Annotated in this window: 6 protein-coding genes and 14 tRNA genes; all 20 read right to left on the bottom strand. The window is 72.4% G+C overall.

Annotated elements, in window-relative coordinates; genetic code table 11:
* Nucleotides 1–49: 49 nt before the first annotated feature.
* A tRNA-Val gene (locus AB0M36_RS17480) sits at nucleotides 50–123 on the bottom strand.
* Nucleotides 124–125: 2 nt separating this feature from the next.
* Nucleotides 126–201 (bottom strand) — tRNA-Met (locus tag AB0M36_RS17475).
* Nucleotides 202–203: 2 nt separating this feature from the next.
* A tRNA-Lys gene (locus AB0M36_RS17470) sits at nucleotides 204–276 on the bottom strand.
* Between the two features lie 6 nt (nucleotides 277–282).
* Nucleotides 283–356 (bottom strand) — tRNA-Arg (locus tag AB0M36_RS17465).
* A 48-nt stretch (nucleotides 357–404) separates the two neighbouring features.
* A tRNA-Lys gene (locus tag AB0M36_RS17460) sits at nucleotides 405–479 on the bottom strand.
* Between the two features lies 1 nt (nucleotide 480).
* Nucleotides 481–568: transfer RNA gene (locus AB0M36_RS17455), tRNA-Ser, on the bottom strand.
* Between the two features lie 8 nt (nucleotides 569–576).
* A tRNA-Ser gene (locus tag AB0M36_RS17450) sits at nucleotides 577–665 on the bottom strand.
* Nucleotides 666–707: 42 nt separating this feature from the next.
* Nucleotides 708–780 (bottom strand) — tRNA-Arg (locus AB0M36_RS17445).
* A 1-nt stretch (nucleotide 781) separates the two neighbouring features.
* Nucleotides 782–858, bottom strand: a tRNA-Ile gene (locus tag AB0M36_RS17440).
* Nucleotides 859–882: 24 nt separating this feature from the next.
* Nucleotides 883–955: transfer RNA gene (locus AB0M36_RS17435), tRNA-Ala, on the bottom strand.
* A 14-nt stretch (nucleotides 956–969) separates the two neighbouring features.
* Nucleotides 970–1,044: transfer RNA gene (locus tag AB0M36_RS17430), tRNA-Leu, on the bottom strand.
* 24 nt (nucleotides 1,045–1,068) lie between these two features.
* Nucleotides 1,069–1,141: transfer RNA gene (locus AB0M36_RS17425), tRNA-Thr, on the bottom strand.
* A 22-nt stretch (nucleotides 1,142–1,163) separates the two neighbouring features.
* Nucleotides 1,164–1,233: transfer RNA gene (locus AB0M36_RS17420), tRNA-Thr, on the bottom strand.
* 6 nt (nucleotides 1,234–1,239) lie between these two features.
* Nucleotides 1,240–1,312: transfer RNA gene (locus AB0M36_RS17415), tRNA-Leu, on the bottom strand.
* A 601-nt stretch (nucleotides 1,313–1,913) separates the two neighbouring features.
* On the bottom strand, nucleotides 1,914–2,687 hold the full coding sequence (locus tag AB0M36_RS17410) for an alpha/beta fold hydrolase (protein WP_364158320.1): 774 nt from the start codon (nucleotides 2,685–2,687) through the stop codon (nucleotides 1,914–1,916).
* 18 nt (nucleotides 2,688–2,705) lie between these two features.
* Complete coding sequence (locus AB0M36_RS17405) at nucleotides 2,706–9,635, bottom strand: amino acid adenylation domain-containing protein (RefSeq protein ID WP_364158317.1); 6,930 nt, start codon at nucleotides 9,633–9,635, stop codon at nucleotides 2,706–2,708.
* Entirely contained in the window at nucleotides 9,632–14,521 is a 4,890-nt protein-coding gene (locus tag AB0M36_RS17400; RefSeq protein WP_364158314.1) for an amino acid adenylation domain-containing protein, read from the bottom strand. The genes AB0M36_RS17405 and AB0M36_RS17400 overlap by 4 nt, the downstream gene beginning before the upstream one ends.
* Nucleotides 14,518–18,180, bottom strand: coding sequence for an ATP-binding cassette domain-containing protein (locus tag AB0M36_RS17395; protein ID WP_364158312.1), 3,663 nt, complete (start codon nucleotides 18,178–18,180; stop codon nucleotides 14,518–14,520). The genes AB0M36_RS17400 and AB0M36_RS17395 overlap by 4 nt, the downstream gene beginning before the upstream one ends.
* A 17-nt stretch (nucleotides 18,181–18,197) precedes the next feature.
* The gene (locus AB0M36_RS17390; protein ID WP_364158309.1) at nucleotides 18,198–18,749 is read right to left on the bottom strand and encodes a DUF6817 domain-containing protein; all 552 of its coding nucleotides are present in this window, start codon (nucleotides 18,747–18,749) and stop codon (nucleotides 18,198–18,200) included.
* Nucleotides 18,749–19,711: a TauD/TfdA family dioxygenase gene (locus AB0M36_RS17385; protein ID WP_364158306.1), complete on the bottom strand. Its 963-nt coding sequence runs from the start codon at nucleotides 19,709–19,711 to the stop codon at nucleotides 18,749–18,751. Before AB0M36_RS17385 ends, AB0M36_RS17390 begins: the two co-directional genes overlap by 1 nt.
* Nucleotides 19,712–19,733 lie beyond the last annotated feature (22 nt).

The raw sequence follows: 19,733 nt of genomic DNA, 5'->3' as shown, positions 1-19,733 counted from the left end.
GGGTGGGATTCGAACCCACGTCCCCTAGTCGACGGTGAGGCAGCTTGCGTGTTCCGGCCTGGACTCGAACCAGGGACCTCCGTCTTGTCGAGGCGGCGCTCTACCAAGCTGAGCTACCGGAACGGGAGCGGGGACCGGATTCGAACCGGCGACCTCGGGCTTATGAGGCCCGCGAGCACTGGAGAACTGCTCTACCCCGCACGTGCGCCGTCGGGGACTCGAACCCCGGACCCTCCGCTTAAAAGGCGGCAGCTCTACCCGCTGAGCTAACGGCGCGTGACGTCTCCCGGGCAGGACTCGAACCCGCAACCCGCGCGTTAGGACCGCGCTGCTCTCGTCCATTGAGCTACCGGGAGAAGATCGTCCCCGGGTCGGGCTCGTAGCCGCTTGATCCGGGGAAGATGTGCGCCGTCACAGATTCGAACTGTGGACCCGAGGCTTAAGAGGCCCCTGCTCTGACCAGACTGAGCTAACGGCGCGTGGCGGAGACGGCGCGGGTCGAACGCGCACGGGCGTGAACCCCGACGGCTTTCAAGGCCGCGGCCGGCACCAATCGGCTGGCGTCTCCGTGGAGTGCGGAGGAGGAGGGAGTCGAACCCCCAAGGCTGTTGAGCTCGTCCCGCTTCGAACGGGGTGCCGTCACCACATCGGCTGGCTCCTCCTCCACAGGTGGTTCGCCGCCCCATTGGCTGGGCGGCATTCTTGCGTACCCCTGGCAGGAGTCGAACCTGCGACCTTCCGGTTCGTAGCCGGACGCTCTTTCCACTGAGCTACAGAGGCATGGTCTCGCCGGCAGGGTTCGAACCTGCGCCCTCCTCGTTATCAGCGAGGCGCCCCTACCAGCTGGGCCACGGCGAGACGGCGGAGCTACATCACCATGCGTGGACCCGATCGGACTCGAACCGACCACCTTCCGTGTGCAAGACGGATGCTCTACCAGATGAGCTACAGGCCCAGGATCGTGCTGCGTGCCCGGAACAGGATTCGAACCTGCACTGCCCGCGCCCTGAACGCGGTGCCTCCTGCCAGTTGGGCTACCCGGGCATGGGGTGCGCCGTCGCGCACCAGAGCCAGCGGCCGGACTCGAACCGGCTACCTCCGCCGTACGAAAGCGGCGCACGACCTGTCGTGCTGCGCTGGCGTGTAAGCCGGCGAGGGCGTAGAGCCTTCGGCGGGGCTCGAACCCGCGACTCCCGCCGTACCAGGGCGGGGCCCGACCCGTCGGGCAAAGGCAAGGCGTACCGCGAGCGGGAGTCGAACCCGCACTGAGCCGAACTTGAACCGGCCGCCTCTGCCGTTGGGCTACCGCGGCGTGCTGGTGGTGCAGGACATGATGGCCCATCTTTCGCCCCGGCATGGGCACGAAGAATCACGTCGTGCCCATGCCGGATCGTCTCCGGCCGCTCACTGTCGAATGAGCGCCGGATATACATGCCATCCACTGTTGAGTTGATAGAGAACAATTCCGCTGAACGTATTCAGGGCACGCACAAGTGGCAGGTTTCGAACCTGCGAACCGTAGGTGTTAAGACAATTCCGGGCAACGAAAAAGCCGCCCGTTCCTCGAGGCGTGAGGTGGGCGGCGTAGGCGCAGACGCTGCTGCGCTAACCGCTCCACCGCTCGAGGCCGCGACTGGATTTGCTGCCTCGGACGTGCAGCTTCACCGTCACGAGGGACATGGCAGACCCATACGCCGCCCATGGCTGGGCGATCGCGCAATTCGGCTGCAACGACATGACGGTTTCACTCCCCTCGAGGCTCTGGTGCGGTGTCGGCAATCAGAATGACCGACACTGCCGCATTCGTCAACGCTTTTGTGAGCTGGATTTCCATCCCCCGCCGGCGTTGGTAGGAAGTCTGCCTGACTGGCGCTGACCGCGCCAGCGAATAACGGCAACGACCTTCCGCGTTCTTAAGATCCGGTGAGGTGCGAGCGGATGACGGACAGCACCGTCTCCCGCTCGCTCTCCACCGCGAAGTGGCCGCCGGGCAGCATGTGCCGACGGAATCCGCCGGTCGTCTGCTCGGCCCACGGAGCCATCCGGGCCGGCGGCACCTCGCGGTCCCGCTCGCCCGAGAAGGCGACGATCGGGCAGCGCAGCGGCGGCTCGGGCCGGTAGCCGTAGGTCTCGCAGACCGAGAAGTCGGCGCGGATCACCGGCATGAGCAGCTCCATCAGTTCCGGGTTGTCCGAGACCTCGGCCGGCACGCCGCCCAGCTCGACCAGCTTCTCGCGGACGATCGAGTCGGGCTGGTCGTGGATCGCCGGGAGGGCTCGCGGCAGCTGCGGGGCCGCGCCGGCCGAGACGAACAGGGTCTCCGGCTCGCCTTCGCCGCGGCGCCGCAGGGTGCGGACGAGTTCGAAGGCGACGAGCGCGCCCATGCTGTGCCCGAACAGGGCCCAGCGGCCGCCGAGCTCGCCCGACAGGGCTGTGGCGAGGGCGTTCACCAGCGGGTCGACCCGCTCGATGGGGCTCTGGTGCCAGCGGGTCTGGCGCCCGGGCAGCTCGATCGGGCACACCTCGACCTCGTCGGGAAACGCTGTCGTCCAGGACGAGTACGCGGCCGAGCTGCCGCCCGCCCACGGCAGGCAGAACAGCCGGACGGCGGGCGGGGTGCGCCGCGGGCGGGTCCCGGCGATCCAGCCTTGGGCCCGGGGCGGACGGAGGGTGGCGGTGCGATTCATGACGGGGCTCCGATCCGTCTAGTCGGCCAGCAGGGATGCGGCTTGTTCGTCGGTCATGCTGTCCATCTCGGCGAGCAGCAGTTCCTCGATGACGAGGGCGGTGTCGGCGAGCGTCGGGCTGTCGAACAGCACCCGGATCGGCACGTCCAGTTCGAGCTGCTTGCGCAGGTGCACGACGGCCCGCATGGCCATCAGGGAGTCGCCGCCGAGCGCGAAGAAGTTGTCGTGCACGCCCACGGCGTCGACCTGGAGCAGGGATCCCCAGACCTCCGCGACCGCCTCCTCGACCCCGGTACGCGGCGCCTCGTACGGGACCTGGTCCTGCTCGTCGACCTCGTCCGGCACCACCAGGGCCTTGCGGTCGACCTTGCCGTTGGCGGTCAGCGGCAGCTCGTCGAGCTCGTGCAGGACGCCCGGGACCATGTAGCCGGGCAGTTTGGCCGCGAGGAAGCCGAGCAGGTCGGGTGGCAGTCCGCCGTCGGTCTGCGGAACGACGAACCCGACCAGCCGCTTGGCGCCGCGGGGGTCGCCGTGGGCTACCACGACGGCCGCCCGCACTGCCGGATGCTGGGTCAGGGTCGCCTCGATCTCCCCCAGCTCGATCCGGTAGCCCTGCACCTTGACCTGGAAATCCTCACGGCCCAGGAACTCGATGACGCCGTCGTTGAACCGACCCAGGTCGCCGGTGCGGTAGAGCCGCTCCCCCGTGGCCGGGTGCACGATGAACGCGGCCGCCGTCTTCGCCTCGTCGTGCAGGTATCCCTGGGCGAGGCCGACGCCGCCGATGTAGAGCTGTCCGGGCACCCAGTCCGGGCGGGGCCGCAGCCGCTCGTCGAGGACGTGGAAGCTCTGGTTCCGCATCGGGTGCCCGTACGGGATGCTGGTCCACTCGGCCGGCACCGCGTCGATCGGATAGAGGATCGACCAGATCGACGCCTCGGTGGCGCCGCCCAGGCTGATCACGGCGGGTCCGCCGAGCGCGGCCCGGATCCGCTCGGGCAGCGTGACCGGGATCCAGTCACCGCTCATCATCACCAGGCGCAGCCGGGCCGACTCGCCGGTCACGACCAGGTGCTCGACCAGCAGTTCCATCAGGGCCGGCACCGAGTTCCAGATCGTCACGCCGGCGTCGCGCACCAGGTCGAGCCAGGCTGCCGGGTCGCGTTGCACGTCGGCGTCGGGCACGACCACGGCGCCGCCCACCGCGAGCGGCCCGAAGACGTCGTACACCGAAAGGTCGAAGCTGAGCGACGAGACCGCGAGCACCCGGTCGTGCGGGCCGACGGCGAACCGGTCGTTGATGTCGACCACGGTGTTGAGCGCGCCACGGTGGTCGATCATCACGCCCTTGGGCATCCCGGTCGATCCCGAGGTGAAGATGACGTAGGCCAGGTCGCCCGCGGTGGTCGCCGTCGGGCCGGTGGGCTTTCCGTCGGCGGGCAGAGTGTCCACCTCGTACACGGGATCGAAGCCGGCGAACCGCTCGGCGCCGACCCGGCTCTGGGTCAGCACCGCCCTGGCACCGCCGTGCTCCAGCAGGAACCGCACCCGCTCGTCGGGCAGGTCCGGGTCGATCGGCAGATAGGCGGCACCGGCGGCCAGGACGCCGAGCACCGCGGCGCACTGCTCCCAACCCTTTTCCATGACCACGGCGACCAGCTCGTTGGGGCGCAGGTCGAGGGGGCGCAGGCGTTCCGCGATTCCGTACGCCCGGGCGGCCAGCTCGCGATAGCTGAGCGTACGGGTCGTCGTGACCACAGCGGCGCGGTCGGGCTCGCGGGCCGCGATCGCGAAGAACGGCTCGTGCAGCAGCCCCGCCGGGAGCGGCCCCTCGGTCCGGTTGTAGGAGTCGCGGGCCGCCAGCTGGCCGGTCGGTGTCACCGGCGGCATCGGCTCGTCCCAGCGCGCCTCCTCCGCGGCCAGCCAGTCGAGCAGTTCGAGGGTGGCGGCATGCATGGCGGACACCATGCCGTCCGGGAACAGGTCGTCGACCGAGTCGATGTCGAGCACCAGCTCGCCGTCCGACTCGTAGACCTGGGCGTCGATCCAGATCTGCGGGGTCTGGGAGATGCTGTAGACCACCTCGCCGATCTGCGGGTGTTCGCCGATCGCCTGGAACAGGCTGGTGAACACGACCGGCATGGTCGCCGCCGCGTCGCCGCGCCGACGCTTGACCTCGCGCAGCATCCGTACCCCGCTGAACAGCCCGTGGTCGATGTCGCCGGCGAGCTGGTCGCGGACGGCGGCGGCCCGGTCGGAGAACGAGCCGGGGGCGGCGTCGATCTCGAGCAGTGTCACCGAGGTGAAGTCGCCCAGGATCGCGTCGACCTCCGGGTGCAGCGGCAACCGGTTGGCCATCGGCAGGTTGAGCGTGAAGCGGGGGCTCTTGGACCAGGCGCCGACCACTTCCCCGTACGCGGCCAGCAGCAGAGCGGTCGGGGTGAGTCCCCGCCGCGCGCTCTGGGACCGCAGCCGGGCCCACGCCCGCGCGTCCAGCCGGCCGGTGAGGCGACTGAACCGCACCTCGGCCATCGTCTGCGGGTCGGTCGCCAGCGGCAGCTCGGGCCCCGGCGGCAGGGTCGGCACCCGGTCGAGCCAGTAGCGCTCGGCCCGCCGATAGCGTTCGGTCTGCTCCACCCGCTTGCTCGCCAGCACGTAGTCGCGGAACGACAGGTCGAGTTCGGGCAGCTCGACCTCGGTGTCGTGGTAGAGCCGGGTCAGCTCACTCATCACGATCACCGAGGCCCACGCGTCGGTGATCAGCCCGTCGATGCTGTAGTGCACCCGGCCCCGGCCGCCGTCCAGCAGGGTGGCCCGCATCTCGAACAGCGGCCACCGGTCGGGCACGAAGACCTGGTGGGACATGGCGGCCCGGGTCTGCTCCAGACTCGCCCGCGCGGCCACCGGGTCGAGGCCGCGCACGTCCTCGGTGACGATCTCGTAGTCCGGCACGTCGTCGAGGATCTGCTGCTCGCCGTGGGGCAGCACGATGGCCCGGAGCATGCCGTGGCGCCGGATGAGGCGCCGGAACGCGCTCTCGAGCCGGGGCACGTCGAGGTCGTCGAGCTCGAACTCCTCGTAGCCGTGCATGCCCACGTTGCCCAGTTCGAACAGGCCGGTGCGGCCGATCCAGTACGCCTGCTGCACGTCCGTGAGCGGGAACGGCTCGCCGGCCGCGGCCGGGTCGGCCACCACGGCGGGCAGCGGCTCCAGGTCGTCGGGGACGGAGTCGCCGGCCGCGCGGACGGCGGCGGCCAGCCCGCGGATCGTGGGCGCGCCGGTGAAGGCGCGCAGCGCGACCTCCACCCCGCAGACCTCCCGCACCCGCGCCACCACCTGGGCCGCGAGCAGCGAGTGGCCGCCGAGCTCGAAGAAGCCGGTATCGGCTCCGATGCCTCTCACGCCGAGCAGGTCGGCGAAGATCTCGGCGACCAGCCGCTCGACCTCGTCGGCCGGTTCCTCGGCGAGCGCGAGCACCGGTTCGCCGAGCTCGGTGTCGGCCGGCCGCGGGTCGACCACGACGTGTCCGGCGCCGGGTGCCGCGCCGACAATGCGCGGGACGGCCTCGTCGAGCGTCTCCGGGGTGACGGCGGGCCACGAGTACGTGGTCGCCTGGGTCGCCGTCTCCCGCCGCAGCCGGGCCAGGTGTGTCTCCACCTCGTCGGCGAGGGTGTCGTCGCCGCCCACGAGGTGGACCTCCAGCGAGGACGCCGGCGTGATCAGCGTAGGCATCGCCGCGCCGCCCGACCGGCCGTCCAGAACGACGACGAGGTTGTCCGGCGTGCCGGCCCCGCACACGTCAGCGCCCGCGCGGGCCAGCGCCTTGGCGAACTGCGTCGCGAGCGGCTCGTCGCCGATGACCTGGCACCGCCAGCCGGCCGGACGGTCGGCCGCCGCGGGCGCCGGCTCGATGGCCGGGACGAACCGGTGGGCGCCGCGCAGCGCCACGATCGGCTCGTCGGCCCCCAGCTCCGCGGCCACGGCGGCGGCCAGCCGTTCCTCGGCCACGGCGGACCGGACGGCGGGCACGTCGATCAGGGTGCGCCGACCGGCCCTGGCCCAGGCCAGCAGCGCGGCCCGATCCGGGCGCAACTCCTCCTCGCCGGTCACGTCGAGGACGCCGGTCGTCAGCAGCACGGTACGGCCGTCCGGACGGTCGGCCGGCAGCTCGGTGGCCGTCGGGTCGAGCAGTCCGGTGTGGACGACCCCGGCCGGCTGTTCGGTGCCGGCGAAGGGCACCCGCGCGGTCAGCCCGGACGGTTTGCCGTCCACGAGCCATTCAGCGCCCGCCGCGTGCGGCCGGGTGGCCGTACGCCGGAAGGTGCGCACGGCCAGCTCACCGGCGACCGCCACGGCGGGCCGCCCGGCCGGCGGCGAGACCCAGTACCGCTCGCGCTGGAACGGGTACGTCGGCAGTTCGACCCGGCGCGGCCGGCTTGCGCCGTGGATCGTGTCCCACGACAGGCTCCCGCCGTGGCTCCACACCTCGCCGGCCGCGATGAGCGCCTCCACCTGCGCGTCGCCGCTCGCCGGCAGCGCGGGGACCGCGGCGCGGAAGGCACCCGCCGCGCGGGCCAGACCGCTGAGCGTACGGCCGGGACCGACCTCGAGCAGCAGCGCGTCGGGGTCGCCGGCCGTGGTAAGCGCGTCGCCGAAGCGGACGGTGGAGCGCAGTTGCCGTCCCCAGTAGGCCGAGTCGGTCGCCTCCGCCGCGGTGATCCAGGTGCCGGTCACGTTGGACACGAACGGGATCCGCGGTGCGGAGAGCTCGGCCCGGGCCACCTCGGCGGCGAAAGCGTCGGCGGCCCGATCCATCATCGGCGAGTGGAAGGCGTGCGACGTGCGCAGCCGGGTGAACACCACGCCGCGGGCGCGCAGTGACTCCTCGAGGGCTTCGACGGCCGGGACCGGCCCGGAGACCACGCACTCACGGGGCCCGTTGACCGCGGCCAGGGCGAGCCCGTCGATGCCGTCGATCAGCTCGGCGACCTCGGACTCGGGCAGCGGTACGGCCACCATGGCGCCCTCGTCCGCCTCCTGCATGAGTCGGCCGCGCACGGCGACCAGCCGGGCGGCGACCTCCGGTGACATCACGCCGGCCAGGCAGGCCGCCACCAGTTCGCCGACGCTGTGCCCGAGCATCGCCGACGGGCGTACGCCCCAGGACTCCCACAGGCGGGCCAGGGCGTATTCGACCGCGAACAGGGCGGGCTGGGCGTGGCTGGTGCGGCGGATCTCGTCGCGCTGCTCCGGACCGGCGTACAGCAGGTCCCGGATGTCCGCGCCGACCCGGTCGAACTCGGCCCGGAAGATCGGCTCGTGGTCGTAGAGGGCCCGGGCCATGCCGATCCGCTGGGTGCCCTGGCCGGGGAAGGCGAAGACCGTCCTGATCTCGCCCTCGCTGTGCACCGGCGTGACCGGCGCGTCCAGGGCGGCGGCGGCCCCGGCCGGGTCGGCACCGACCACGAACCGGCGGTAGGGCAGCTGCCACCGGCCCTGCTGCAGCGTGAAGGCGATGTCGGCGAGTGACTCGCCGGTTTCCCGCAGGTGCTCGGCGAGGCGCGCGGCGGCGGCCTCCAGGGCGGCCGGTGAGGCGGCCGACAGCGGCAGCAGGTGCCGGCGGCCGTCTCCTTCCGTCGCCGGTCGAGGCGGCGCCGACTCGAGGATCACGTGGGCGTTGGTGCCGCCGATGCCGAACGAGCTGACGCCGGCCCGCACCACCTCCCCGACCCACGGCACGAGCTCGGTGTTCACCCGGAACGGGCTGCCGTCCAGTTCGAGGCGGGGGTTCGGGGTGTGCAGGTGCAGCGAGGGCGGCAGCTCGCGGGCCTTCATCGCGAGCACCGTCTTGATCAGGCCGACCACGCCGGCGGCGGTGTCCAGGTGCCCGACGTTGGTCTTCACCGAGCCGAGGGCGGTCCGCCCGTCGCCCTCCGAGCCGTACACGCTGCGCAGGGCGGCCACCTCGATCGGATCGCCGAGCGGGGTGCCGGTGCCGTGCGCCTCGACGTAGGAGACCGTCTCGGGCTTGACGTCGGCGACCCCGAGCGCCTCGGCGATCACGTCGGCCTGACCGTCCACGCTGGGCGCGGTGAAGCCGACCTTGCGGGAGCCGTCGTTGTTGATCGCCGAGCCGCGGATCACCGCGTGGATCACGTCGCCGTCGGCGAGCGCGTCCGCGAGGCGCCGCAGGACGACCACGCCGGAGCCCGAGGCCGGGACGGCGCCGGTCGCGTCGGCGGCGAAGGCCCGGCAGTGCCCGTCGGCGGAGAGGATGCCGCCCGCCTCGTGCCGGTAGCCGCGCCGGGGTGCGATCACGGTGGCGCCGCCGGCCAACGCGATGTCGCACTCGCCGTTGAGCAGTGCCTGAGCCGCCATGTGCACCGCGACCAGCGACGTGGAGCAGCCGGTCTGCACGCTCACGCTCGGGCCGCGCAGGTCGAGCTTGTAGGACACCCGGGTCGGCACGAAGTCCTTGTCGTTGCCGAGCGCGGTCTGGAAGGCGCCGACCCGCTCGACCAGATCCCGGTTGGGCATGAGGTTGTGCATCAGGTAGGAGCTCTCGCCGACCCCGGCGTAGACACCGGTCACCGCCTTGCCCCGGTCGGCGGGGTGGCCGGCGTGTTCGAGCGCCTCCCACGCGCACTCCAGGAAGATCCGGTGCTGCGGGTCGAGCAGCTGCGCCTCCCGGGCCGAGAATCCGAAGAAGCCGGCATCGAAACCGGCCACGTCGGCCAGCACACCGGCGCGCCGCACGTAGTCCGGGTCCGCGATCTCCTCCGGCGTGGCCCCGTCGGCCAGCAGTTCCTCGTCGGTCAGGGTGGTGATCGACTCCACCCCGCCGCGAAGGTTGCGCCAGAACGCGGCAGGGGTATCGGCCCCCGGCACGCGCAGGGCCATCCCGACCACCGCGACGGCTTCGTCGTTCATCTCGCTCACGTCACTCATTCCGCATCCCCGTTCCCCGGCCGCGCTCGCCGGCGCGCACCCCGTCCGCCCGAACTCACCCTGCGTGCCTCCGCCCGCCGCCTGCCCTCCGAGCCGCCCGCCGGGATGTGCTCCGTGTCCTCGGTCAGCCGCCGGGCCAGCGACCGTACGGTCGGGTAGCGAAGCAGGTCCACCACCGCGACCGGCCGGCCCAGTTCCTCGGCCAGCCGGCCCTGCACCCGCAGCAGCAGCAGCGAGTGCCCGCCCAGTTCGAAGAAGTTCTCGTCGAGGCCGACCCGCTCGACGGCCAGCACATGGGACCAGACGTCGGCGACCGTGCGCTCCAGCACACCGGCCGGCTGCTCGGCGTCAGGCCGGGCCGTGGGCCGCGCCGGCGCCGGCAGCGCGGCCCGGTCGATCTTGTCGCGGTCGCCGCGGGGCAGCCGGTCCAGCACGACATAGGCCCTCGGCACCAGATAGCCGGGCAATCGCTCGGCCAGGTGGTTCCGCAGCCCGGTCTCGGTCACCTCGGGCGGCGCCGCCACATAGCCGGTGAGCACGGGCCGTCCCGGGACGTCCTCGCGCAGCATCGCAGCCGCCTCCCGCACCAGCGGGTGGGTGTTCAGCGCCGCCTCGATCTCGCCCGGCTCGATCCGGAACCCGCGCAACTTGATCTGCCCGTCGCTGCGCCCGAGGAACTCCAGGACGCCCGCCGCGGTGCGCTTTGCCCGGTCCCGGGTCGCGTACATCCGCGCGCCGGGCGGCCCCCACGGGTCGGGAAGAAACGACGCGGCGGTCTTGCCCGGGTCTCCGACGTAGCCCAGGGCCACACCGGGACCAGCGAGATAGAGCTCGCCGGGCACGCCGACGGGCACCGGGTTCAGGGCGTCGTCCAGCACGTACGCCCGCACGCCGCAAAGGGGTTCTCCGATGGGGACGGTGCCGGCACTCGCGGTCGGCGGTTCGTGCACCGTGGCCGTGATGGTCGCCTCGGTCGGCCCGTACGCGTTGAGCCAGCGCACCCGGTCCGGCACGGCGGCCTTCCACCGGGCCAGGCGGGTGCCGTCGACCCGTTCGCTGCCGACCACCGTGAGCCGCAGGTCCGGCAGCGCGGCCGCCGGATGACGGTCGAGCAGCGACACCCACTCGTGCCAGTAGGAGGCGGGCAGGTTGAGCACGGTCAGCCGTTCCCGGGCGGCCAGCGCGGTCAGCTCCGGGATGCCCGGCACCGGCCCGTCCGGCAGCAGCACCACGGTGCCGCCCCGGATCAGGGTGGCGAACAGTTCCTCGGCGGCCACGTCAAAGGTGAGCGCGGCGAACTGGAGAACCCGATCGTCCGGTCCGAGCTCGTAGCGGTCGGCGACCGCCCGCAGCGTGTGGGCCAGGTTGGCGTGGCTGACGGCGACGCCCTTGGGCTGCCCCGTGGTGCCTGAGGTGTAGAGCACGTAGGCGATCGACGCCGGGTGCGGCGCCGCGAAGTCCGCCCGTCCGTCTTGCTCGATCAGTTCCCCGGCCCGCAGCACCAGCCGGGCACCCGAGTCGCGCAGCAGGTGGGCGGTCCGCTCCGCGGGCGCGTCCGGGTCGACCGGCACATAGGCGGCCCCTGCCCGCAGCACCCCGAGCAGGGCCGCCGGCCAGTCCAGGGTGCGGCCGGTGGCCACGGCGACCCTGTCGCCCGGCCCGATCCCCCGGGCGGCCAGGGCGGCCGCGATCCTGGCGGCCCTGGCGTCCAGCTCGGCGTAGGTGAGCTCGCGCCCGTCCTGCCGCAGTGCGATCCGGCCCGAGTGCCGGGCCGCCGATGCGGCGAAGAGTGCCGTGAGGGTGGACGCCCGCTCGGTCTCGGTGCCCCGGTCCATCGCCACCATCGGCAGCCGGGCGACCGGAATCTCCGGGGTGGCCAGGGCCGCTTCCAGAACGGCCACATAGTGTGCGGCGAGCCGGTCCACGGTGGATCGGTCGAACAGGTCGACGTCGTATTCGACGCGCCCGCGCAGCTCGCCCGAGGCCAGCGGCGCCTCGTCCCAGGCGACGGTCAGGTCGAACTTGGCCACCCCGGCGTCCGGTTCGCTGACCTCGACGGCCAGGCCGGGCAGCACGCCGAGGTGCGGCGGCACGTTCTGCATCGACATCATGACCTGGAACAGCGGGCTGAGCCCGGGCTCGCGCGACGGCCGGACCGCCTCCACCACCTGCTCGAACGGCACGTCCTGGTGCTCGTACGCGGCGAGCACGCCGGTCCGCACCCGATCCAGCAGCGCGGCGAAGGTGTCGCGCGCCTGCCACCGGGTGCGTACCACGACGGTGTTGACGAAGAAACCGACCAGGTCCTCGAACTCGGGCCGTGTGCGACCGGAGACCGGGGCGCCCACGCTGACATCGGCGACTCCGGCATACCGCCCGAGGACCAGCTGCAGGGAGGCCAGCAAAACCATAAAGGGCGTTGCTCCGTACGCCCGTCCGACGCCACGGACAAGCGCGGCGGTCTGAGGTCGTAGCCGGATCTCGAAGGTCTCGCCCCGGTGGCGTGGCTCCGCGGGCCGCGGCCGATCGACCGGCAGCTCCAGCGACGGCGGCGCCCCGACCAGATGGGCCGTCCAGTAGTCGAGCTGCGCCCGGCGCACCGGCCCGTCGAGCAGGTCGCGCTGCCAGCGAGCGAAGTCGACATAGCGTAGGGCCGGAGCCGGCGGCGTCCGCCCGGCGTAGAGCGCGCCGAGGTCTCGCAGCAGCACGCCGACCGACCAGCCGTCGGAAACCGCGTGGTGCACGGTCAGGATCAGCAGGTGCCGGTCGTCGGCCACGCGGATCAGTGCGGCGCGCAGGAGCGGCCCGGCGGCCAGGTCAAAGGGTTGGGCGGCCGCGCGCCGCACCATGTCGTCGGCGGCGTCCGCACGCTCGCGCAGGTCGACCAGGGGCACGTCGACGCCGGCCGGCAGGTCGATCACCTGCCGGGGCTCGTCGTCGACGGTGACGATCCGGGTCCGCAGCGCGGCGTGCCGGCTCACCAGGGCCTCGATCGAGGCCCGCAGCGCCGGCACGTCGAGCGGCCCGTCGATGGTCAGCAGCAGCGGCACGTTGTAGAGGGCGTGGTGGGGCGCGAGCCGGTCGAGGAACCAGAGCCGCTGCTGGGCGAACGACACGGCGAACGGCCCGTCTCCGGCGACCGCGACGGGCGGTGGGAAAGCGGTGCGGGGCGCGGCCGCGGCCAGTTCGGCCAGGTCGCGGAGCACCGGCGCGGCGAACGCCGACCGCACGCCGAGCTCGACGCCGAGACGCGCGGCGATCCGTGCGACGGCCTGGGCGGCGAGCAGCGAGTGGCCGCCGAGCGCGAAGAAGTCGTCGTCGGCCGAGATCCGCGGGACGCCGAGCAGTTCGGCCCAGACGCCGGCGATCAGCTCGGCCACCGGGCCGGACGGGGGCGTGAAGACGGCCGCCCGCACGCCGTCGCCCGGTCCGGGGGCGGGCAACGCCCGCCGGTCGAGCTTGCCGTTGGGCGTCACCGGCAGTTCGGCCAGCGGCACGTAGAAGGCGGGGACCATCGCCTCGGGCAGCCGCGCCGCGAGCCAGGACCGCAGCTCGCGCCGGTCGATCTCGCCGTCGGGTACGACGTGGGCGACCAGGTGGCGGGCGTCGTCCGCACCGGCCACGGTGACGGCGGCGGCTCGGATGCCGGGCGCGGTGGCCAGCACCCCGGCGATCTCGTCGGGCTCGATCCGTACGCCCCGGATCTTGACCTGGTCGTCGGCCCGGCCCAGGAACTCGAGCTCGCCGCCGGGCCGCCACCGGGCCAGGTCACCGGTGCGATAGAGCCGGTCGCCGCCGGCCGCGGGCGCGAACCGCTGCGCGGTCAGGTCGGGTCGGCCCAGATAGCCGCGGACCAGCCCCGCGCCGCCGATGTGGAGCTCACCGGGCTCGCCGGGGCCGCTCGGACGGCCGTGCCGGTCGAGCACGGCCACGGTGGTGCCGGGGACAGGCCGCCCGATCGGCAGCCGCTCGTCGGCCTCTGGTGCGGCGGGCAGCTCGTAGGTGGTCGCGATGGTCGTTGCCTCGGTCGGCCCGTACGCGTTGACGATCCGCAGGCCCGGCGCGGCCCGTCGCAGCCGGGCGGCCCGCCGCGAATCGCCCGCCTCGCCGCCGAAGAAGAGGATCCGCATCGACGCGAACATCGCCGGATCGGCGTCCACGCACCGGTTGAAGAGCACGGTGGTCAGCAGCATCGCGGTGATGCCGTGCCGCTCGATCCGCGCGCGCAGGGCCGCCGGGTCGAGCACCTCGTCCTTGGCGACGCCGACCAGCCGGGCGCCGTTAAGCAGCGCACCCCAGATCTCGAAGGTGGCCGCGTCGAACGACACGTTGGCGACCTGCGCGATCGTGTCCCCGGCGTGAAAGCCGGTCCACTCGGCCGGTGCGGTCAGCCCGATGACGCCGCGGTGGACGATCTCGGCGCCCTTCGGCCGCCCGGTCGACCCGGAGGTGTAGAGCACACACGCCCGCTGGTCCGCGGAGATCGGCGCAAGCGCCGCGAGGGGTTCGGCGTCGACCTCGGCCCAGTCGACGACCGGCACGTCCGCGGCGAATCCGGTGTCGCGGTCGGCCAGAATCAGCGCCGCCCCACTGTCGGCGACCATGAAGCCCCGGCGCTCGGCCGGATGGTCCGGGTCGAGGGGAAGATAGGCGGCGCCGGTCGCGAGCACGCCGAGCATGGCGGTGACGAGCCGGGCCGAGCGGTCCATCGCCAGAGCGACCACGGTCTCCGGCCCGGCGCCGCGGGCGGCCAGGCCGGCCGCCACGCGCCGCGCCCGCTCCCACAGCTCGGCGTAGGTAAGGGTGGCGTCGGCGAACTCCAGCGCCACGGCGTTCGGCGCTTCGGCGAGCCGGGCGCGGAACGCCGTGACGATGTCGGTGCTCACGACACCGGCCCACCCAGCTCGATCAGCTCGGCCTTGTCGTCGCGATCCCTGGCGACGACCTCGGCGACCTTCCCCGAGTCGAGCCGCACCACCAGGTCGGCGCCGGTCAGCGTCTCCCGGCGGTGGGCGATGACGAGCACGGTGGCGCCGGCCAGCTCGGTGCGCAGCACCTGCTGGATCCGGGCGTCGGTCTCGGCGTCGAGGCTCGAGGTGGCCTCGTCGACGAGCACGATCCGGGAGCCGTTGAGCAGTGCGCGTGCCATGCACAGCAGCTGCCGCTCCCCCGCGCTGAGCTGCATGCCGCCCGCCGACAGGGGCTGCTCCAGCCCGTCCGGCAGCGACGCGATCTTGGCTTCGAGGCCCACCTTGGCCAGCACGGCCGCGACCTGGTCGGCGGGGAACTTGCCGAACGGATCGATGTTCTCCCGCACGGTGCCGGGCAGCAGCACCGGGTCCTGCGGAATGACCTCGATCGCGGCCCGCAGGTCCCGCAGTTTCAGCGTCGACACGTCCACCCCGTCGACGACGATCCGGCCGCCCTCCACCTCGACGAAGCGCAGCAGGGTCGCGAAGAGGCTCGACTTGCCACTACCGGTACGCCCGGCGATGCCGATCGTGCGGCCGGGCGGCGCGTGGAAGGTCACGCCGTCGAGGGCTGGCGGCGCACCCTCGGCGTACCGCATGGTGACGTTCTCGAACCGGATGTCGCCGGTGCCGGGCCAGCCCGCCGGCGCGCTCTGGCCACCGGCCGGTTCGGCCGGGAGCCTGGTGTAGTCGTGCACCCGCTCGAAGCTGGCCAGCGACAGGTCCATCGCCTGCACGGTCATCAGGCTCATCGCCAGGGTCTCGATCAGCATGTAGGCGAAGCTCAGCCCGGCGCCGGCGAACCCGGCGCCGATGTTGCCGTTGACCACCAGCAGCACCGCGTATCCGAACAGCACGAACACGCCGAGAATGTCCAGGCGCAGGTTGAAGTGCCGCGACAGGGAGTTCACGGTGTAGTTGGCGCTGTGCGCGAGACGGGCCCGCTCGGCGAATTCGCGCTCGAAGCCCCGCATCCGCGCGGGGCGGCCCTCGATCGAGGTGACGCCCTCGACGACCTCGCCGATCAGGGCCAGCACCGGCTCGGCGGCCTGCTTGGCCAGCCGGGACGCCTCGACCGTGCTCGACCGGGTGCGGCCCTGCCAGCGCAGGTAGAGCGCGAATACCGGGAGGACCAGCACCAGGGCCCACGGGTTGACGACGGCCAGCAGCACCCAGGGCACGACGAGACCGACGAAGATCGTCAGAGTGTCGATGGTGCTCTCGGGCAGTTCGAGGTCGATCGTCTCCATGTCGGCCGAGAAGCGGGTGGTGATCCGGCCCGACGGGGTGCGGTCGAAGAACGACAGGGGCGCCCGGAGCACGCTGCGCAGCATCCCGTCGTGCAGCTGGGTGCCGGCCCGCACGCCGCGCGAGAAGGTGAAGCTGAACAGGCCCCGGTCCAGCGCCAGCCCGGCCAGGCCGATGGCGGCGAAGACCGAGGCGTAGAGCAGCGTGTCCTGACCGGCCCGCTCGGTCCAGAAGCCCAGCCAGAACGACGAGCCGCCGACCGCACCCTGGCCGAGGACGGCGAGTCCGACCAGGACGACGGCGAGGATGCCCGGCGTCAGCACGCGCAGATAGCGGCGGTAGGTGGTGGTGAGCACCTTGCCGCTGCGGATCGGCTCGATCTCCTCCTCTTGCGCCTGAAGGACCTGAACCAGCGCCTCGGGCATGGTCCCGGTCACCGGTTCGGCCTCCGGCTCGGCCGCGAGCTCCGGGAGCAGCTCGGGCATGGAGAGCGCGGCCTGCTCGAACGAGCCGACGGCCACGATCCGGCCGTCGTCGACCACGATCACCCGGTCGGCCCGGCGGGCGAAGTCCAGGCGGTGGGTGGCGACGACGCGCGTACGCCCGGCCAGCACCGTGCCGAAGAGGTCGTCCATGATGGTCGTGGCCACGGCGTCGTCGACGGCGCTGGTCGGGTCGTCGGCCAGATAGACGTCGGCGTTCTCGTAGGCGGCCCGGGCCAGGGCGACGCGCTGCCGCTGACCGCCGGAGAGGGTGGCGCCGCGCTCGCCGATCAGCGTGCCGTCGCGCGCCGGCATCGCGGCGAGATCGCCGGTGAGCGCGGTCGCGCGCAGCACGGCCTCGTAGCGCTGGGGATCGTCCGGCGAATAGCAGCGGACGTTCTCGGCCACCGTGCCCTGCATGATCCAGGCCTGCTGCGGCAGGTAGACGACGCTGCCGGCCACCCGGACCTGCCCGGCCGTGGTGCGCATCATGCCGGCCAGCGCGTTGAGCAGCGCCGACTTGCCGCTGCCGACCCGGCCGAGCACGCAGACCAGCTCGCCCGGCTCGATGCGCAGGTCGACCCCGGTGAGGACCGGCGCCGGCTCCGCGTCGCCGGTCGACGGCCACGCCACCGAGGCGCCGGTCATCTCCACGGTGCCCGGAAGGGCCGGGTCGGCGTCGACGGCCTGCCGCCGGTCGGGCTCGGTGAGGAACGTGGTCATCTTGCTGAACGCGACGCGCCAGTCGTTGCGCATGTCCAGGTAGCGCACCAGCTCCGGCAGCTGCGACCGGAGCACCGTGAGCACCGCGATCGCGGCGAACACGTCGGCCGCCCGCAGCGTGTTGCCGAGCGCCGCGTAGACGATCAGGGTGGCCGTCACCATGAGCACGGGCGCGGCGGCGTTGACCAGGTAGAGGGTGGCGAGCCGTCGCTGCCGGCGGACGAGGAGCTGGTTGAGCACCGCCCGCTCGCGCCCGACCGCGGTCTCGGCCATGTCCTCCCAGCCGTGCGAGCGCAGCGTCCGGATGGCCGCCACGAACTCGCTGACCAGACCGATCCGGCGCCCGTTGACCTCACGGATCTCGGGGACCAGCTCGTAGACGCGGTCGTTGGTGCGGTTGGAGAGCAGCATGCCGCCGATCAGCAGCGCGATGCCGACCAGGCCGGCCCAGCCGAGCAGGAACAGCAGGATGGCGCAGGAGCCGGCCACGCCCAGGGGAACCGCCCAGGCCATGTGGATGAACGAGACCTTGCCGACCCGCAGGGCGTCCGAGGACGCGAGCGTGATCACCTCACCGGTCGGGTGGCCGAGCCGGGCGCTCTTGTCCATCCGCAGATATTTGGCGAGCACCCGGGTGCGCAACAGCGCGGTGATCGAGTGGGTGGTCTTCCACGTCTCCGACCACTGGTGCTTGTGCGCCACCGAGTCGATCAGGTGGAAGCCTGCCAACGCCGCCGCGATCAGCAGACCCTGGCCGACCAGACCCCGCGCGTCGCCCTCGAACCAGGACACCATCTCCCGGATGAACAACGGCCCGGCGACCGCGCACGCCTCGTACGCGAGGAAGATGAGCGCCGCCCACCAGAAACGCCTCTTGTACGTCTCGTAGAGCGAGCGGCGCAGCCCGTCCTTCTCGGCGTGGTGTCGTGCCCAGGCCCGGTCGAACTCCGGCCCGACCCGGTCCAGGTGGTCGTAGCTGGGCGGCACCAGGCTGTCGGACAGCTCGAGCGAGCGGGAGCGGGTTGTCGCGACGAGCGCGCCCGGCCAATGGATGAAGACGCGCGAGAGGATTCCCGCGCTCTCCTCGGCGCTCGGCTTGACTGGGGTGTGAGGGCTGACCACGTTTTCTCGTTCCGGTGTCAGTTCGCCGGTTCGGCGAGCGGGGTGAATTGGTACGCCTGCTCCAGAGCGGCCCGGACGGTCGCCGGCAGGTAGGCGCGCATCGCGTCGAACTCGCGGGCGCGGTTGAACTGGCTCGCCTCGGGGAAGCGAGGACGCTGCTCCAGCCAGTTCGCCACGGTCAGCGCCGCGAGGCCGGAATACTGCTCGTCGGTGACCGCCAGATATTCGCCGTCGCGCGACTCGAGCAGGAACGGCGCGCCGTCGAAGGCCGCGTCGAACAGGCTCGTCCGGGTCACGGCGCCGAACAGGTAGGCCAGGGTCTCGGCCTCGTCACCGATCAGCTCCCGTACGGCCGGGCGCAGCTCGGGCGGCACCGCGCCGGTCGGGAAGATCTCCGTCCCGTACACGGAATGGAAGAGCCCCGCATCGCACAGCGCGGTCCCGCATCCCCACGACGCGAGTAGGTCACGCACCCCGCACAGATGGTCGAGCAGGGACGCGTCGGAGTGCGCCAGCTCGCCGGTGCCGTGCTGCCGCAGGAAGGCGATCTTGTCGGCGTCCCCGGCCATCAGTGGCTCCCCACCGAGCCGGTCATCGCCACGAGCAGCTTGCGCGGCCCCTCGAAGGTGGACCGGCCGTGCGACATCGCCAGGTTGTCGACCATCAGCAGGTCGCCCGGCTGCCACGGAAACTTGAGCAGCTCGGCGTCGTAGGCGGCCCGGATAGCGGCGAGGTCGGCATCGTCGATCCGGCTGCCGTCACCCAGGTAGGCGTTGCGCGGCAGGTCCTCCTCGGCCATCAGCTCCATCAGCGCCTCCCGGGTGGCCTCGTTGAGGCTGGAGACGTGGAACAGGTGTGCCTGGTTCATCCAGACGACCTTGCCGGTGTCGGGGTGCGTGGTGATCGCCTGGCACGTCTCGCTGGTGCGCAGCGAGCCGTCCGGCAGCCACTCGTAGACGATGCCGCGCTCGGCGCAGAACTGCTCCACCGCCTCACGGTCCATGCCCTGGAACGTCTCCTGCCACGAGACGCCGAGGCCGGGCCGGTAGTTGCGGACGTAGCGCACGCCGTGGCGCTCGAAGCGTTCCCGCACGTCGGCCGGGATGCGCTGGTAGACCGCGTGGCTGTCGGCCAGTGGCGTCTCGCCGCCGCTGCGGGCCGCGATGTTGGAGTAGAACCAGAGCCAGCGCGGCCACACGCTGGTGTAGGCCATCTCGTTGTGCTGCGGGATGATCTCGGTGGCCGGGTATTCGGTCGAGGTGTAGACGTCGCCGACCTTGCTGCGCGGCGTCGAGCGATAGGTGTACTCGGCCATCTCCTCGCCGAACACCCGCACGAACCTGGCGAACACCGTGTCGTCGGGCACGTCGAAGCCGCGCAGCAGGCTCGCGCCGGCCGCGATCGTGGCCGCGGTCATCCTGTCGGCGTTGTTCTCGGCCCACGCCACCGGGTCGAGGCCGGGCGCGGTGGCCTCGAACAGGGCCACCCGGTCCTGGGCCGGAAAGAGGCGGGATTCCTTCACGTCGTTCATGGCGGGGTGCGTCCTTGTCGTG

The organism is Actinoplanes sp. NPDC051346, assembly GCF_040682215.1.
In the GTDB taxonomy this organism is placed as follows: domain Bacteria; phylum Actinomycetota; class Actinomycetes; order Mycobacteriales; family Micromonosporaceae; genus Actinoplanes.
This window is presented reverse-complemented; position numbering and strand designations above follow the sequence as displayed.

Bases quoted from the DNA above. Each gene is read 5' to 3' on its own strand.
- AB0M36_RS17410 (WP_364158320.1), bottom strand. From the start codon at position 2,687: ATGAATCGCACCGCCACCCTCCGTCCGCCCCGGGCCCAAGGCTGGATC.
- AB0M36_RS17405 (WP_364158317.1), bottom strand. From the start codon at position 9,635: ATGAGTGACGTGAGCGAGATGAACGACGAAGCCGTCGCGGTGGTCGGG.
- AB0M36_RS17390 (WP_364158309.1), bottom strand. From the start codon at position 18,749: ATGGCCGGGGACGCCGACAAGATCGCCTTCCTGCGGCAGCACGGCACC.
- AB0M36_RS17385 (WP_364158306.1), bottom strand. From the start codon at position 19,711: ATGAACGACGTGAAGGAATCCCGCCTCTTTCCGGCCCAGGACCGGGTG.